At 63.5% G+C, this 16,911-nt stretch carries 14 protein-coding genes; 6 read left to right on the top strand and 8 right to left on the bottom strand.

Annotated features, from left to right (window positions below; all coding sequences use genetic code 11):
* The first annotated feature begins 22 nt into the window (after positions 1–22).
* Positions 23–1,255, top strand: coding sequence for a hypothetical protein (locus tag GA0004734_RS06550; RefSeq protein ID WP_092932240.1), 1,233 nt, complete (start codon positions 23–25; stop codon positions 1,253–1,255).
* Positions 1,256–1,354: 99 nt separating this feature from the next.
* Positions 1,355–2,539 carry an N-methyl-L-tryptophan oxidase gene (solA, locus tag GA0004734_RS06555; protein WP_092932242.1) on the top strand — a complete coding sequence of 395 codons (1,185 nt, stop codon included), beginning with the start codon at positions 1,355–1,357 and terminating at the stop codon, positions 2,537–2,539.
* Positions 2,540–2,584: 45 nt separating this feature from the next.
* Here solA and GA0004734_RS06560 read toward each other — a convergent pair whose 3' ends face one another.
* The 5 genes from GA0004734_RS06560 to hutI all read right to left on the bottom strand — a co-directional run bounded on the left by GA0004734_RS06560 (position 2,585) and on the right by hutI (position 8,510).
* Entirely contained in the window at positions 2,585–3,139 is a 555-nt protein-coding gene (locus GA0004734_RS06560; protein WP_092932244.1) for a HutD/Ves family protein, read from the bottom strand.
* Between the two features lie 62 nt (positions 3,140–3,201).
* Positions 3,202–4,875: a urocanate hydratase gene (hutU, locus tag GA0004734_RS06565; protein WP_092932246.1), complete on the bottom strand. Its 1,674-nt coding sequence runs from the start codon at positions 4,873–4,875 to the stop codon at positions 3,202–3,204.
* 12 nt (positions 4,876–4,887) lie between these two features.
* Positions 4,888–5,691 carry an N-formylglutamate deformylase gene (gene hutG / locus GA0004734_RS06570; protein ID WP_092932248.1) on the bottom strand — a complete coding sequence of 268 codons (804 nt, stop codon included), beginning with the start codon at positions 5,689–5,691 and terminating at the stop codon, positions 4,888–4,890.
* A gap of 1 nt (position 5,692) precedes the next feature.
* Positions 5,693–7,228 (bottom strand): histidine ammonia-lyase, encoded by a 1,536-nt coding sequence (hutH, locus tag GA0004734_RS06575; RefSeq protein WP_092932250.1) that lies wholly within the window; start codon positions 7,226–7,228, stop codon positions 5,693–5,695.
* 40 nt (positions 7,229–7,268) lie between these two features.
* Positions 7,269–8,510: an imidazolonepropionase gene (hutI, locus tag GA0004734_RS06580; protein ID WP_092935993.1), complete on the bottom strand. Its 1,242-nt coding sequence runs from the start codon at positions 8,508–8,510 to the stop codon at positions 7,269–7,271.
* Positions 8,511–8,651: 141 nt separating this feature from the next.
* Between hutI and GA0004734_RS06585 the strand changes: the two genes are divergently transcribed.
* Positions 8,652–10,016, top strand: coding sequence for a formimidoylglutamate deiminase (locus GA0004734_RS06585; protein ID WP_092935995.1), 1,365 nt, complete (start codon positions 8,652–8,654; stop codon positions 10,014–10,016).
* A 290-nt stretch (positions 10,017–10,306) separates the two neighbouring features.
* Here the strand turns inward: GA0004734_RS06585 and GA0004734_RS06590 are convergent, their stop codons facing one another.
* Entirely contained in the window at positions 10,307–11,188 is an 882-nt protein-coding gene (locus tag GA0004734_RS06590; RefSeq protein WP_092932252.1) for a LysR family transcriptional regulator, read from the bottom strand.
* Positions 11,189–11,307: 119 nt separating this feature from the next.
* Between GA0004734_RS06590 and GA0004734_RS06595 the strand changes: the two genes are divergently transcribed.
* Positions 11,308–12,804: a CoA-acylating methylmalonate-semialdehyde dehydrogenase gene (locus GA0004734_RS06595; RefSeq protein WP_092932254.1), complete on the top strand. Its 1,497-nt coding sequence runs from the start codon at positions 11,308–11,310 to the stop codon at positions 12,802–12,804.
* 175 nt (positions 12,805–12,979) lie between these two features.
* Entirely contained in the window at positions 12,980–13,459 is a 480-nt protein-coding gene (gene rirA, locus GA0004734_RS06600; RefSeq protein WP_092932256.1) for an iron-responsive transcriptional regulator RirA, read from the top strand.
* 176 nt (positions 13,460–13,635) lie between these two features.
* Here rirA and GA0004734_RS06605 read toward each other — a convergent pair whose 3' ends face one another.
* Together GA0004734_RS06605 and GA0004734_RS06610 are read right to left on the bottom strand one after the other, a co-directional pair.
* Positions 13,636–14,031, bottom strand: a complete 396-nt coding sequence (locus tag GA0004734_RS06605) for a response regulator (protein WP_092932258.1) — start codon at positions 14,029–14,031, stop codon at positions 13,636–13,638.
* Positions 14,032–14,108: 77 nt separating this feature from the next.
* Complete coding sequence (locus tag GA0004734_RS06610) at positions 14,109–14,735, bottom strand: helix-turn-helix transcriptional regulator (protein ID WP_139056241.1); 627 nt, start codon at positions 14,733–14,735, stop codon at positions 14,109–14,111.
* A gap of 530 nt (positions 14,736–15,265) precedes the next feature.
* Here GA0004734_RS06610 and GA0004734_RS06615 point away from each other — a divergent pair.
* Complete coding sequence (locus GA0004734_RS06615) at positions 15,266–16,861, top strand: ABC transporter substrate-binding protein (RefSeq protein WP_092932262.1); 1,596 nt, start codon at positions 15,266–15,268, stop codon at positions 16,859–16,861.
* Positions 16,862–16,911 lie beyond the last annotated feature (50 nt).

Genomic DNA, 16,911 nt, shown 5'->3' on the forward strand with positions numbered 1-16,911 from the left:
CAGGGAACAGGAAACTACGTCCATGACAGATGGCGACGCATCTACCGTCCACAAGCGGATCGTCCTGCATTTTCCGGGCTTCGAGCCGCTGGATGCCCCCGCGCACCTCGTGCGTTTTGCACGAACGGCCGTGCAGAGCACGCAGGTCTGGGGCCTGTACTTCCATGTCGGTTCGCTCAAGGACAGTGCAGGCGTTCCCAGCTTCGACGTCACGGCTACGGGCCAAGGCCACCAGACGGAAAGCCGCATCCATATCTTCGACCATCATCGACTGGTCGCGCTTCTTGCGGGCAAGCCGCTCCACCGCCGTCTGATGGCCGGTTATGCGAGTGCCGGACGGGTGGTCCGACACGGCGGGCTGATCGGCTATTTCCGCCATGCCTGGCGCTTCGGCCTCTTCTTCATCTTCCCATTCCTGCTGGTCGCGCTCGCGTTTCTCGCCGCCCTCGGCGCGGCGCTCGCGCCCCTTCTCCTCGGGTTGCCTGTCTGGAACCTGCTCTGGAGCACGCCGGCCGCCGTTGCGCTCTTCCGGTTTGTGTGGATACCGCAGGCCGAACGCTTGCATACCCTGCACCTCTTTGCCGACTGGGAGCTTGCCGTCGCCATGGCGGCGCTCGATCGGCCGGAGATCAATCTCTGGCTGGAGACCGCCGTCGAGGCCGCGCGAGAGGTCCTCATCGCGGCCCGGGACACCGGCTGCGACGAGGTGCTCGTGACGTCCCACAGCATGGGCTCCACCATCGCCGCCCATGTCGTCGGCGCTCTCTTGGAGCGTGAGCCGGATTTGATGCAGGGCCGCCGCATCGTGTTCGTCACGCTGGGCGGGGCCATCCTGCAATGCGCTCTGCTGCGACCCGCCACCCGTCTGCGCGCCCGCGTCGGGCTTCTGGCGCGCGCGACCGGTATCAACTGGCTGGAAGTTCAGTGCCTGACGGACTCCATCCATTTCTATAAGGCACCCGTGGTGGCGCTGTGCGGCCATGAGGATGCACCGCCGGCCCGCATCGTGACGATCCGGCTGAAGCACATTCTTTCCGCGGAGCGCTACAAGCGCATCAAGCTCGATTTCCTGCGCGTGCACCGGCAATATGTGCTGGGTCCGGACCGGAAATCCTCGTTCGATTTCACCCTCATGACCGCAGGCCCCCTGCCGGCCTTCGACTTCGCCTCGTTCTCGCAAGCCGCAATGCCGCAGATCCCGGTGATCGACCATCCCGTTTCCCAAGGCCCGGCGTTTCGCGGGCAGGCCGGATAGACGTCGGCAATTTCCCTCTCGCGCGGCGCGGCCCGATATGGTTTATCCCGTGTCTGCCGGGTGCCGTGGAGACGGCCCCGACCACCAGAAGGATGCTCCATGACCGCCCGCTTCGATGTCGCCATTCTCGGTCTCGGTGCCATGGGCAGCGCGGCGGCAGCGCATCTTGCCGCGCGCGGCGTGTCGGTCATCGGGTTCGATGCGCATTTTTCCGCCCATGGCCTCGGCTCCTCCCATGGCGACAGCCGCCTCATTCGCCTCGGCTATTTCGAGGATCCATCCTATGTGCCGCTGCTGCAACGCGCCTATGCCAACTGGCGGGCGATGGAGAGCCGTCTGCGCGAGGATATCCTCACCATCACAGGTGTTCTGCAGATCGGCCTGCCGGACAGCAAGATCGTCAGCGGCACGCGCAAGAGCAGCGAGATGCACGGGCTGGCCTCGGAGATGATCGACGCCAAGGCCCTGCGCTTGCGCTATCCCGCGTTCGCGATCGATGACGACGAGATCGCCGTGCTCGATCCGCAGGGCGGATATCTGCGCCCGGAAGCTGCCGTCATGGGCTATGTGAAGCTCGCCGCGACCGATGGCGCGGTGCTGCATTTCGGAGAAAAGGTCACCGCGATCCGCCCCGAGGCCGATGGCATCTCGATCAAAACCGCCACGGGCCGCTATAGCGCCGGCAAGGTGATCGTCGCCACCGGGTCCTGGATCGCCGACCTCGTGCCGGAGCTTGCCGGCAAGGCCATGCCGATCAAGCAGGTGGTCGCGTGGTATCAGCCGACGGATGGCTTCATCGCCACGCCGCAGCGCATGCCGGCCTTCATCCGCGACGAGGGCGATGAGGGTTCGTATTTCGGCTTTCCGGCCATCGGCGTCGATGGCATCAAGGTCGGGCGTCACGCGCACTTCATGGAGCCGATCGACCCGCATGCGCCCAATCCGCCGGTCAACGCGCGCGATACGGATCTGCTCGACGCCTTCGTCCGCCACCGCCTGCCGATGGCGGCGGGTATGCGCGTGCGCGCGACGACCTGCCGCTATACCATGTTGCCGAGCGAGGATTTCCTGATCGACCTCCTGCCGTCCGACCCCCGCATCGTCGTGGCATCGCCCTGTTCCGGCCACGGCTTCAAGTTCACGAGCGTCGTCGGCGAAATCCTCGCGGACCTCGCCCTCGACGGCGGCACGCGCCTGCCGATCGATGCTTTTTCGTTTGCCGCCATGGAGCGCTTCATCGCGGCGAAAGGCCCGAGCGCGGATCTCGAAAATCCGATTCTGTGAGCTTGGCGCCGAAAGCCGGAATGTTGCTGAGGTCGTAGACACGGCTTATGCCGGATCGATCCGGATCAGATAGACGGTCACGTCCTCGCCCGCTTCCAGCGTCACGTCGCCATCGATGAGCATCGCGTCGAGACGCCCGAGCCGCATCGAGCCCGCCTTGACATCGCCGAGGGCGAGCAGCATCAGCGTTCCCCCGTGCTTCTTTACCGCCGTCACACCATGGATCACCCGGCGCTCGACGGCATGGAGGAAAACCCTGCGGCGTGTCATCACGTTGAGATCGGTGATCGCGCCATCGACAAGCCGGGCTTCCGTCGCGGCATCGGCAGGAAACGCATAAGGCGCGTCCTGCGCCGTCAGCGTCACCGGCGCCCGACCTGATATTTCCAGTGTCATCCCATGACCTTCAAGGATCGACAGCGTTCGGTCTACGCCGGAAAAGACCGAGAACGGCCCATCTGTCGCAACCGAAGCCATGCTGATCCGCCAGCCGAAATTCTCCATGGAAGCGTCTGGTGGAAAGACCGCAATCTCCACCGTCTCGCCGCTGCCATTCTTCCACGGCATGCGGCGGTGGTCGCTGTTGCGAAAGACTGTCATGAGGTGTCTCCGGGACCGAGCCGAGAACAGCGGCAGGCGCGTGCGCCTGCCGCTCATTGGTGTCAGTTGCCGAGAATGCCCGGCAGGCGCAGGCCCTTGTCGCGGGCGCAATCGAGGGCGATGTCGTAGCCGGCATCCGCATGGCGCATGACGCCGGTGGCCGGGTCGTTCCACAGCACCCGCTCGATGCGCCGGTCGGCGTCCTCGGAGCCGTCGCAGCAGATGACGACGCCCGAATGCTGGGAGAAGCCCATGCCGACGCCGCCGCCATGATGCAGCGAGACCCAGGTCGCGCCCGAGGCGGTGTTGAGCAGCGCGTTCAGCAGCGGCCAGTCCGAGACGGCGTCGGAGCCGTCCTTCATGGCTTCGGTCTCGCGGTTCGGCGAGGCGACGGAGCCGCTGTCGAGATGGTCGCGGCCAATCACGATCGGTGCCGAAAGCTCGCCGGTGCGCACCATCTCGTTGAAGGCGAGGCCGAGCCGGTGGCGATCGCCGAGGCCCACCCAGCAGATGCGCGCCGGCAAGCCCTGAAAGGCGATGCGCTCGCCGGCCATGTCCAGCCAGTTGTGCAGGTGCTTGTTGTCGGGCAGCAATTCCTTGACCTTCGCATCCGTCTTGCGGATGTCCTCCGGATCGCCGGAAAGGGCCGCCCAGCGAAACGGGCCGATGCCCCGGCAGAACAGCGGGCGGATGTAGGCCGGCACGAAGCCCGGGAAGTCGAAGGCGTTCTCCAGCCCCTCGTCCTTCGCCACCTGACGGATATTGTTGCCGTAGTCGAAGGTGGGAATGCCAGCCTGCTGGAAGGCGAGCATGGCCTCAACATGGTCCCGCATCGAGGCGCGGGCGGCCTTTTCCACGGCCTTCGGATCGCTTTCGCGCTTCTGGCGCCATTCGGCCATCGTCCAGCCCTTCGGCAGATAGCCGTTGATGGGATCGTGGGCGGAGGTCTGATCGGTGACCATGTCGGGGCGGATGCCGCGACGGACCATTTCGGGGAGGATATCGGCCGCATTGCCGAGCAGGCCGACGGATTTCGCCTCGCCGGCAGCCGTCCAGCGTTCGATCATCTCCATCGCCTCGTCCAGCGTCTCGGCGCGCGCATCGACATAGCGGGTGCGGATGCGGAAATCGATGCTGTCGGGGTTGCACTCGACGGCCAGGCAGCAGGCACCGGCCATGACGGCGGCAAGCGGCTGCGCGCCGCCCATGCCGCCGAGCCCGCCGGTCAGCACCCAGCGGCCCGTAAGGTTCCCGTCGTAGTGCTGACGCCCGGCTTCCACGAAGGTCTCGTAGGTACCCTGCACGATGCCCTGGCTGCCGATGTAGATCCATGAGCCCGCGGTCATCTGGCCGTACATGGCCAGCCCCTTTTTATCGAGCTCGTTGAAGTGATCCCACGTCGCCCAATGCGGAACGAGGTTGGAGTTGGCGATCAGCACGCGTGGCGCGTCCTTGTGCGTGCGGAAGATGCCGACCGGCTTGCCGGACTGCACCATCAGCGTCTCGTCTTCTTCCAGATCCCGCAACGAGGCGACGATCTTGTCGAAATCGGCCCAGGTGCGGGCCGCCCGGCCGATGCCGCCATAGACCACCAGCTCGTGCGGGTTCTCGGCGACCTCGGGGTCGAGATTGTTCATCAGCATGCGCAGCGGCGCTTCGGTCATCCAGGATTTCGCGGTCAGCTCGGTGCCGCGAGCGGCTCTGACGTCGCGGATATTGTGGCGCGGGTTGGTCATCGGTTTCCCCTTCTATGCGTGTGAGAGCATGGGCGCGATCTTTGCGATGCGCTCCAGTATGTCCTTGAGGTGGCAGCGAAGCGGCTCGGCCTTTTCAGGATCAAAGGCAAAGGGCGGCGCTTCGGTGGCGAGATGCGTGGACTGCGCCAGCTCCATCTGGATGGCGTGCATGCCCTCATCCGGCCGGCCGTAATGCCGCGTGGTCCAGCCGCCCTTGAAGCGGCCGTTGAGCACGCTGTCATAGCCGGCGGCCTGTCTTGCGACCGTAACGGCGGCCGCCTCGATCTCGGGCGCGCAGGTCCGTCCACCGTCCGTGCCGATGTTGAAGTCCGGCAACTTGCCTGGAAACAGAAAAGGGATGTGCGAGCGGATCGAATGGCAATCATACAGGATGGCCACGCCATGCAGCGCCTTCACCCGCGCGATCTCGGCGGCAAGGGCCGCATGATAGGGCTGGTGAAAAGCGTGCAGACGCGCCGCGATGTCCTCGGCCGTCGGCGCAGCACCTTGCTTCCAGATCGGCGCGCCGTCGAAATCGGTTTCCGGCACCAGTCCCGTCGTGTTCTGACCGGGATAGAGGCTTCCGCCGTCCGGATCGCGATTGGCGTCGATCACGTAACGGTGGAAGGTGGCGCGCACGGTGGTCACATCGGCTAGCAGCCCGTCATAAAGCGTATGGATGTGCCAGTCGGTGTCGGCGAGAACGCGGCCATTGTCGTTCAGCCGGGCCGCGATGTCGGCCGGGACGTCCGTTCCCGTGTGCGGGAAGGCGAGGATAACAGGGGAGGTACCCTGTGTGATCTCGAAAACGGGCATGTCAGACCTCCAGAACCGGCAGGATGCCGTGGGAGACCGCGGCGTTCAACCGGCCGTCGGCGACGATATCGCGCGCGGCCTTGAGGTCTGTCGCCATGTAGCGGTCGGTTTCGAGCGTGGGAACGACGGTGCGGATCGTGGCGATGACGTTGGACAGCTCCGGGCTGGAGACCAGCGGTGCACGGAAATCGATGCCCTGCGCCGCCGTCAGCGCCTCGATGCCGATGATGGAGAAGAGGTTTTCGGTCATCTGTAAGAGCCGGCGCGCGCCATGGCAGGCCATGGACACATGGTCTTCCTGATTGGCGGAGGTCGGCGTCGAATCGACGGAGGCCGGATGCGACATCTGCTTGTTCTCGCTCATCAGCGCCGCCGACGTCACCTCGGCGATCATCAGCCCGGAGTTCAGCCCCGGCGTTTTCGCGAGGAAGGCGGGCAGGCCGTAGGAAAGGGCGGGATCGACCAGAAGCGCGATGCGCCGCTGGGCGATGGCCCCGATCTCGCAGACTGCGAGCGCGATCTGGTCGGCGGCGAACGCCACGGGCTCGGCATGGAAGTTGCCGCCCGACACGACGGAATTATCGGAAAGCACCAGCGGATTGTCGGTGACGGCGTTGGCTTCGATTTCCAGCGTGCGCGCGACGGAGCGCAACAGGTCGAGGCAGGCGCCGTCCACCTGCGGCTGGCAGCGGATGCAGTAGGGGTCCTGCACCCGCTCGTCGCCTTCGATATGGCTTTCGCGGATCACCGAGCCCGCAAGCAGGCCGCGCAGCGCCGCTGCCGCATCGATCTGGCCCCGATGGCCGCGCAGGGTGTGGATATCGGGATGGAACGGTGCCGAGGAGCCCATGGCTGCATCCGTCGAAAGCGCGCCGGTGACGAGCGCCGATTGCGCGGCGCGGTGAGCGCGGAAGAGGCCTGCGAGCGCGAGCGCTGTCGACACCTGCGTGCCGTTGATCAGCGCCAGCCCTTCCTTGGCCGCGAGAACCACGGGGGTAAGACCGGCCCGTTCCAGAGCTGTGCGCCCGTCGAGCCGTTCGCCCTCGAAGAAGGCCTCGCCTTCGCCCATCATCACGGCGGCCATATGGGCGAGCGGCGCGAGGTCGCCGGATGCGCCGACGGAGCCTTTTTCGGGAATGACGGGAATGACGCCCGTCTCCAGCATGGCCTCGATCAGCCGCACCAGCGCCAGCCGCACGCCGGAGGCGCCGCGGCCGAGCGAAACGAGCTTCAGCGCCATGATCAGCCGGACGATGTTCTCGGCCAGCGGTTCGCCGACGCCGCAGCAATGCGACAGGATGAGGTTGCGCTGAAGCGTCGCGACATCGGCAGCGTCGATGCGGATGCTGGCCAGTTTTCCGAAGCCGGTATTGATGCCGTAGACCGGGGCATTGCCACCGGCGATCTCGGCGATGCGCGCCGCCGCCTTTTCGATGCCGGCATCGAAGGAAGGATCCAGCCGGGCGGGCTCGCCGGTCCAGTAAAGCGCTTCAAGCGTGGAAAGGGGCACGGAGCCCGGCTGTAGAACAAGCGTCATGGCGAGGTCCTAAAAGTCCGGCGGGGCAGAGCCCGCGCCATCAATGTCCGTTGTAGATGCGAGCATAGAGCGGGTTGAACCCCATGCGGTAGACGAGTTCGGCGGGGCGGGCGACCGACCAGATGGCGAGATCGGCCCGCTTGCCAACCTCCAGCGTTCCCACCTCGTCGACGAGCCCCAGCGCCCGTGCCGCTTCCCGCGTCACGCCGGCCACGCACTCCGTCACCGTCAGGCCGAACAGCGTCGCGGCCATGTTCATGGTGAGAAGCAGGGAGGTCAGCGGCGATGTGCCGGGATTGTTGTCGGTCGCGATCGCCATGGCGACGCCGGCCTGCCGGAAGAGATCGATCGGCGGCTTCTTCGTCTCGCGGATGAAGTAGAAAGCGCCGGGGAGGATGACTGCCACGGTGCCGCTCGCCGCCATCGCCTGCGCCCCCGCAGCATCGGTATATTCCAGATGATCGGCCGACAGCGCGCCATATTCGGCAGCCAGCGCCGCGCCATGCAGGTTGGAGAGCTGATCCGCATGCAGCTTGACCGGCAGGCCATGGGCCTTTGCCGCATCGAACACGCGCCGCATCTCGTCCGGTGAAAAGGCGATGCCCTCGCAGAACCCGTCCACCGCATCGGCAAGGCCATCCGCGGCAAGGGCCGGCAGCATCTCGTCGGCCACCTTGGCGATATAGCCCGCGCTGTCGCCCTTGAACTCCGGCGGCAGGGCATGGGCGCCGAGAAAGGTGGTGCGCACGGTGACGTCGCGAAGCGCGCCGAGCCGGCGCGCGGCGCGCAGCGTCTTCTGCTCATGGGCAAGGTCCAGCCCATAGCCCGACTTGATCTCGACGGTCGTCACGCCCTCTGCCATCAGCGCATCGAGGCGGGGCAGGGACTGCGCGACGAGATCCTCTTCGCTGGCCGCCCGCAGCGACCGCACGGAGGAAACGATGCCGCCGCCGGCCCGTGCGACCTCTTCATAGGTGGCGCCAGCCAGCCGCATCTCGAATTCGTTCGCCCGGTCGCCGGCATGGACAAGGTGCGTATGGCAATCGATCAGTCCCGGCGTGATCAGCCGTCCGCCGCAGTCCACGACATGGCCGGCAGCCTTGCGTGAAAAGGGAAGGTCCGCTTCCGGCCCGGCAAAGACGATGCGTCCGTCCGAAACGGCGATGGCACCCCGTTCGATCAGGCCGAGGCCGGGCAGAGCAGGGTCGAGCGTGGCAAGCTGGGCGTTGTGCCAGAGCGTGTAGCAGGCCGGGACGCCCGGCGCTGCCGATAGGGACTTCATGGAAGACATCGCTTTTCCCGCCTTTCCTTCGCTCGTCATTATGTATATACAAATGATAACGGAGCGCAAGCCTCATTCTGAAGCTGCGGCGCGGCCGGGATCGGGAGCAGGACGATGGAACGCCAGGCGGTAATGGAGCAGATGACAGGAAAGACGGAGACGATCTTCGCCACATCGGCGCTTCTGCCGGACGGCTGGCATGACGATGTGCGCCTCTCGTTCACCAGCGGGCGCATCGCATCCGTGGAGGTCGATGCAGCGCCGAAAGCCGGCGATGAACGTCACGCGATCCTCGTTCCCGGCATGCCCAATCTCCACAGTCATGCCTTCCAGCGCGGCATGGCGGGGCTCGCCGAAGTGCGCGGCCCCGGCGCCGACAGCTTCTGGAGCTGGCGCACCGTCATGTATCGCTTCGCGCTGTCCATGACGCCCGAGCAGGTGCAGGCCGTGGCAGCTCAACTCTATATGGAAATGATCGAGCAGGGCTTCTCCCGCGTCGGCGAGTTTCACTACCTGCACCACGCGATCGACGGCAGCCCCTATGCCGATATTGCCGAGATGGCGGTGCGCATCGCCGCTGCCGCTTCCGAAACGGGAATCGGCCTGACGCTCCTGCCGGTGTTCTACGCCCATTCCACCTTCGGCGGTGCCGCGCCAAGCGAAGGCCAGCGGCGTTTCATCAATACGCTCGACAGTTTCGCCCGCCTGCTGGAGGGGTGCCGCACGGCCGTGGCCGGCCTGCCGTCGTCGCGCGTCGGCGTGGCCCCGCACAGCCTGCGCGCGGCAACGCCGGCGGAGGTATCTGCGGTCGCCGGCATGGCCGCGCAGGGGCCGATCCATATCCATGTCGCCGAACAGATGAAGGAAGTCGAGGACTGCATCGCCTGGTCCGGCGCCCGCCCGGTCGAATGGCTCCTCGATCATGTCGGGCTTGATCCACGCTGGTGCCTCATCCATGCGACGCACATGACCGAAGACGAGACGGTGCGCATGGCGGCGAGCGGCGCCATTGCCGGCCTCTGCCCGATCACCGAGGCCAATCTCGGTGACGGCACGTTCAATGCCCCCGTCTTCGGTGCGGCCGGCGGCCGCTTCGGCATCGGCTCGGACAGCAACATCCTGATCGGCCTGCCCGACGAGTTGCGCCAGCTCGAATATTCCCAGCGCCTCCTGCACCGCTCGCGCAACGTCATGGCCTCAGCCGGACAATCGACCGGGCGCGCTTTGTTCGATGCGGCCCTTGCCGGCGGAGCCGTTGCCCTTGGCGCCGATGCGGCTTCGCCGCTCGGTCTGGCGGCGGGTGCTCCGGCTGATATCATTTCGCTGTCGATGCCCGACAGCGGCGCGCGCCACGATGCCGTTTTCGATGCCTGGCTGTTTGCCAACGGCACCCGGCCGGACAGTGTCTGGGTCGCCGGCAAGCGACAGGTGACATCAGGGCGCCACCGTGCGCGCGACCGAATTTCGGCTCGCTTCCGGCAGGTGATGAGAGAACTTTCGGCGTAGAACCCGGATGAAACGGCGGGCGCTCTCCCCAGAGATCGCATCGCCGCGTTAAAGGCGTATTAACCTTTATCGCCGCCCCGCATGCCGGACAGGACCCTCGTTAAGATCCCGTTCACGTTTCCAACCGTAAAGTTGTCATGTTCGATGGAGAACCGAGGCGCATGACGCGCAACTCGAAAACAATGGTGGATGAAGTGCATGACGTGCGCAGTTAATCTGGCAATTCCGGCCGGCAAGGTCGGAATTGCCATGATGCTCCCGATCGTCCTTACAAGCTGATCTCCCAATTCTCAGACGAAGATCGCATGCTCCGCAGCGACGAGTTCCTGCAGGAAATCGACCACGGTCCGCACGCGCAGCAGATCCCGCGCACTCTCGTGATAGGTCGTCCAGTATGCCCGCCGGATCGTCGCATCGGGCAGGATACGGCATAGCTCGCCATGCTGCCGCGCGATGTAATTGTGCAGGATGCCGATGCCGGCACCCGACCGCACCGCCTCCGTCTGCCCTGTCGCGCTGGAAATCTCGAAGCCCGCATCCCAGTTGCGCATCACCTCGCCGGTAAAATCGAGCGAAGCGGTCCAGAGAAGATCCTCGACATAGCCGATCCGCCGATGACGTTTCAGCGCCTCGATACTGTCGGGTGTGCCGTTCTCGCGCAGATAGGCGTCCGACGCATAGATGCCGAGCGTATAATCGGTGAGTTTGGACGAGACGAGCCGACCTTGCTCCGGTCGTTCAAGGGTGATGGCGATATCCGCCTCGCGCTGCGACAGCGAGAAGGAGCGCGGCACCGGCACCAGCTGAATGCGCAACGCGGGAAAGCGGGCCGTCAGCGCCCCCAGTCGCGGCGCCAGAAACGAGACGCCGAAACCGTCCGGCGCGCCGATGCGCACGGTGCCGGCAACAGCCGTATCGACCCGGCCGACATGCGCCTGCGCCGCCAGCATCTCCGTTTCCATTCTTTCCGCCGCGTGAAAGAAAACTTCCCCCTCCGCCGTGAGTTCGCAGCCATTCGTCCGCCGCACGAGCAGCCGCGTCTTCAAGGCTTCCTCCAGCGCCGTCACCCGCCGCGAAAGCGTGGCGTGGTTGACGCCGACCCGTTTCGACGCCGAGAGGATCTGCCCGCTACGGGCGACCGCGAGAAACATCCGCACATCGTCCCAGTTCATGACGTCAGCCTTTCATATGTCGATTTCTGCACAACCGTTCCTGAATTTCGCATGTTGATTTGTGTAGACTGTAGTGCGATCGTCTCGCCAACAGCAACGACAATCTGGAGGAGACAGCCATGTACGAGATCGGTCATTTCATCGGCGGCAAGACGGTTGCCGGCACCAGCGGACGCACGAGCAACATTTTCAACCCGGCAACGGGCGAAGTGCAGGGTACGGTGGCGCTGGCCAGCGACGCTGAGCTGGCGGCAGCCGTCGAGAACGCCAAGGCGGCTCAGCCGAAATGGGCTGCCACCAATCCGCAGCGCCGTGCCCGCGTCTTCATGAAGTTCGTCCAGCTTCTGAACGACAACATGGATAGCCTTGCCGAAACCCTCTCGCGCGAACATGGCAAGACCATCGACGACGCCAAGGGCGATATCGTCCGCGGCCTGGAAGTCTGCGAATTCGTGATCGGCATCCCGCATCTGTCGAAGAGCGAGTTCACCGAAGGCGCCGGCCCGAATATCGATATGTATTCGATCCGCCAGCCCGTCGGCATCGGCGCCGGCATCACGCCGTTCAACTTCCCGGGCATGATCCCCATGTGGATGTTCGCCCCGGCCATCGCCTGCGGCAACGCCTTCATCCTGAAGCCCTCCGAGCGCGACCCCTCCGTGCCGATCCGCCTTGCCGAACTGATGATCGAGGCAGGCCTGCCTGCCGGCATTCTCAACGTCGTGAACGGCGACAAGGGCGCGGTCGATGCGATCCTGACGCATCCCGACATTTCCGCCGTCTCCTTCGTCGGTTCCACGCCGATTGCCCGCTACGTCTATGGCACCGCGGCCATGAACGGCAAGCGCGCCCAGTGCTTCGGCGGCGCCAAGAACCACATGATCATCATGCCGGATGCCGATCTCGACCAGGCTGCAAACGCCCTGATGGGCGCCGGCTACGGCTCGGCCGGCGAGCGCTGCATGGCGATCTCCGTGGCCGTCCCCGTTGGCGAGGAAACCGCCAACAAGCTGATTGAGAAGCTGACGCCCATGGTCGAGAGCTTGCGCATCGGCCCCTATACCGACGAAAAGGCCGACCTCGGCCCCGTTGTCACCAAGGAAGCGCGCGACCGCATTCTCGACCTGATCGACAAGGGCGTGGAGGCCGGTGCCGATCTCGTGGTCGATGGCCGCGGCTTCAAGCTGCAGGGTTATGAGGACGGTTATTTCGTCGGCGGCTGCCTGTTCGACAACGTCACGCCGGATATGGACATCTACAAGACCGAGATCTTCGGCCCCGTCCTCTCCGTCGTCCGGGCCAAGACCTATGAAGAAGCGCTCGATCTGCCGATGAAGCACGAATACGGCAATGGCGTCGCGATCTATACCCGCGATGGCGATGCGGCCCGCGACTTCGCCTCGCGCATCAATATCGGCATGGTCGGCGTCAACGTTCCGATCCCCGTTCCGCTCGCCTACCACTCCTTCGGCGGCTGGAAGTCCTCGTCCTTCGGCGACCTCAACCAGCACGGCACGGACTCGATCAAGTTCTGGACGCGCACCAAGACCATCACCAGCCGCTGGCCCTCCGGCATCAAGGACGGCGCCGAATTCGTCATGCCGACGATGAAGTAGGACGCAGCCTGTCCGGCGTCTTCAAGAAGGGTCCCGCAAGGGACCCTTTTTCATGAGCATCTTTCTCGACATTTCTTCTTTTTGGAATTGTTCCAAACTGGCAGGCGTTCTATATAGAGCCAAGACAGGGAGTGGCGATCTGGGATTCGCCTGCGTCCGAGCATCGGAGTGAAGAATGCGCCTGACCAAGCAGACCAATTATGCCGTTCGCATCCTGATGTATTGTGCTGCAAACGAAGGGCATTTGAGCCGCATTCCGGAAATCGCCAAGGCCTACGGTGTGTCCGAACTGTTTCTGTTCAAGATTCTCCAGCCGCTGAACAAGGCCGGCCTCGTGGAAACGGTTCGCGGTCGGAATGGCGGCGTGCGCCTGCCCAAGCCCGCTTCGCAGATCACGTTGTTCGATGTCGTCAAGGTAACGGAAGACAGCTTCTCGATGGCGGAATGTTTCGATGCCGGCGAAGTGGATTGCCCGCTGGTCGATAGCTGCGGCCTGAACACGGCCTTGCGTAAGGCGTTGAACGCCTTCTTCGATGTGCTCTCACAATATTCGATCGACGATCTGGTCAAGTCACGCCCGCAGATCAACTTCCTGCTCGGCATCGACCCGCTTCCCTACGTCGCCCCGGCGGCACAGCCCCAGACGGCGGCTTAGGGCAATTCCAGCAAAAGTGCGCAGCGGTTTTGTGTTCGGAAGTGCGTTGAAACAATGAGAGAGAGGGCTTTCGCGCTTCGGAGAGACGCTGAAGCGCTCTAACGGCGGCCTGTCCGGAATGTCGGCAGACTGCGAGTAAGCAACGACGCGTCTTCAGCAGACGCGTCGTTTTCGTCTCAGGACTTCACGAGATATTCCTGCAGCAGAAATTCGATGGCGGTCGGGTCGAGCTCTGCCTTGTCGAGGCGGAAATCGACACCGTATTCCTGGAACGACTGGAAATACGCGTCGTCCAGCGAGCCGGAAATCACGCCAACGGGGCCGATGAAGCCCTTCTGGCGGATCTGCGGCACCGTATCGCGAAAGTCGCCATGTGGCGGAAGCCGGTTGTCGACCAGCACCATGGATACGGGCGTGCCCCGCTCAAGCAGGGGCAAGGCCGCTTCGATCGTCTCGCAGTAATGCAGCTGGATGGCGAAGGCCTGAACCTTGCTCATCAGTCGCCGCAGGATCACATGCTCGGCGGGTTCGTCGTCAATCAGAAGAATTTGAACAGGTATGGGCATCGACATGAATGATCCGTTATCTCTAAATATCTAAAATAATTGTCGTTTAATGTCTTTCGGGGTTCGAAAGCCCCAAAATACCGTCATTGTATAATTTGTTCCCTGATGGCCTTGGCAACCATTTGCGTCCGATTGACGACATCCAGTTTTTTCAGGATCGTCGCCGTATGCGAGTTGATCGTATGTTCGGAAACCGAGACGATGAGGGCAATTTCGCTCGCCGTCTTTCCATGTGAAATCCACCGGAGAATTTCCGTCTCCCGCGCCGTCAGCCCCATTCCCGCCCGCGTCGCCAGCACGAACCGATAGAAATAGTCGAACGCCGTGATCGAGTTGTAACAGAGCTCGACATGGCAGGTACGATCGATGTCGTCGTTATCCCCGAAATACACCACGACATAGCGCGTGCCGACGATGCTGTGGACAGGTACGCAGGCCACGAGGTCGAAGCCGATCTGCGCCAGGAAATCCGTCCCGGCATTCAAAGCCGCCGCGTCGTCCCTGGAGGCCGACCATACGGAGGGCACGGTGGATGCATGGAGGCTCTTGAGAAGCAGGCAATCGGAAAGCTTGTAGCGCCGGTCATACGCCTCTGTCAGCCCGGGCGGCAGGTCGTGCAGCACCAGCCGCGTGGTCAGAACTGCAGGTTCGGCCTCTTGGCCGAGTTGCAACACGCCGAAGTGATCGAACCCGGCGCCGAGCGCCAGCATGTGGAAAATCCTGAAGAAATCGACGCGGTTGAGCGCTTTCTCAAGATCCTTCTGAAAATCGTAGCGTCTGCAACTTTCCAGCAACGCGCCCACGGCGATGATGCCCCCCTGGCTCCCGGAATGCTAGCTTAACGGGCAATTCGCGCTTGGCAACTCCCCTAAAAAAGGTGGAACCTGCTCGAAATGGGAAAGGCCGTGCGCTTTCCGGACATGAAACGGACGCGTCGCCTGTCGCCCGCTCGGCACGCAAACCCTTACCACGGCCAACAAGGTGACCGTTCCTGCGCCACGGCGGCATGACGGCGCAGACAGCGGAGCGCGCGCATCCCGTGGTCGGAAAACTGGAATGACATAGCGTAGATGCGTTATATCTTGGATAAATTTTCCAACTGGACAAAAGAATAGAGCGGGTTATTGCATTGCCGCGGCAAATGTCGTTCCATTTCGGTCTGACCGGTTGCGGCTGCGATCCGGATCATTTGCAAAAAAGAATGTTTCAAGAGAACACAAGAAAACTGGGAAAAACGGTGATGAAAAAGCTCTCTACTCTTCTCGCGGCGACGGCTGTCGTGACGCTGATGGCCGGCAGTGCCTGGTCGAAGACGCTGGTCTATTGCTCCGAGGGCTCGCCCGAAGGTTTCGACTCCGCTCTCTACACGGCCGGCACCACGTTCGATGCCTCCTCGCGCACGGTCTACAACCGTCTCGTCGAGTTCAAGAAAGGCAGCACGGAAATCGAGCCGGGTCTGGCCGAGAGCTGGGAAATGTCGGCTGACGGCACTCAGTACACGTTCAAGCTGCGCCCGGGCGTCAAGTTCCAGACCACCGACTTCTTCACGCCGACCCGCGAGCTGAATGCCGACGACGTCATCTTCTCGTTCGAGCGCCAGTACAAGGCCGACAATCCGTGGAACAAGTATGTCGCCGGCGCAACCTACGAATACTTTAGCGGTATGGGCTTTCCCGAGCTGATCAAGTCCATCGAGAAGGTCGATGACCTCACCGTCAAGTTCGTTCTCAACAAGTCCGAAGCGCCGTTCCTCGCCAATCTCGGCATGGATTTCGCCTCCATCTATTCCAAGGAATATGCCGACAAGCTGCAGGCCGACGGCAAGATGGAGATGATGAACCAGCAGCCGCTCGGCACCGGTCCCTACACCTTCGTCGCCTACCAGGCCGACGCTGCCATCCGCTACAAGGCGAACCCCGACTATTGGGGCGGCAAGCAGAAGATCGACGACCTCGTCTTCGCCATCACGACGGATGCCGCCGTGCGCGCGCAGAAAGTGAAAGCCGGCGAATGCCACATCATGCCGTATCCGAATGCAGCCGACGTTTCCGAGCTGCAGAAGGATGAGACCCTGACGGTCCTCAAGGAAGAAGGCCTGAACGTCTCCTACCTCGCCTACAACACGCTGGTTGCACCGTTCGACAAGCCGGACGTGCGCAAGGCGCTCAACATGGCCGTCAACAAGCAGGCCATCGTCGATGCCGTCTTTCAGGGCGCGGCGACCGTTGCCAAGAACCCGATCCCGCCGACGATGTGGTCTTATAACGACGCCGTCGAGGACGACAAATACGACCCCGAAGCCGCCAAGAAGGCACTCGAGGCCGCTGGCGTCTCCAACCTCAAGATGAAGATCTGGGCCATGCCCGTGTCGCGTCCCTACATGCTGAACGCCCGCCGCGCGGCCGAACTCATGCAGGCCGACCTTGCCAAGATCGGGGTCGAGGTCGAAATCGTCTCCTACGAGTGGGCCGAATACCTGAAGCTTTCCTCCGACAAGGCCCGCGACGGCGCGGTCATCCTCGGCTGGACCGGCGACAATGGCGATCCGGACAACTTCCTCGACACGCTGCTCGGCTGCACCGCGGTTGGCGGTAACAATCGTGCACAGTGGTGCAACAAGGAGTTCGACGACCTCGTCAAGAAGGCCAAGCTGACACCGGATCAGGCGGAGCGCACCAAGCTCTACCAGCAGGCCCAGCTCGTCTTTAAGAAAGAGGCTCCTTGGAACACGATCGACCATTCCCTCGTCTTCATGCCGATGAGCAAGAAGGTTTCGGGCTACGTTCAGGATCCGCTCGGCATCCACCGCTTCGACGGCGTTGATATCGCCGAGTAAATCGCCACCTCCGCCGCATCCGCGGTGTCTCCGGCGGTCCGATGCGTATC

Source organism: Rhizobium sp. 9140, from assembly GCF_900067135.1.
Lineage (GTDB): Bacteria > Pseudomonadota > Alphaproteobacteria > Rhizobiales > Rhizobiaceae > Ferranicluibacter.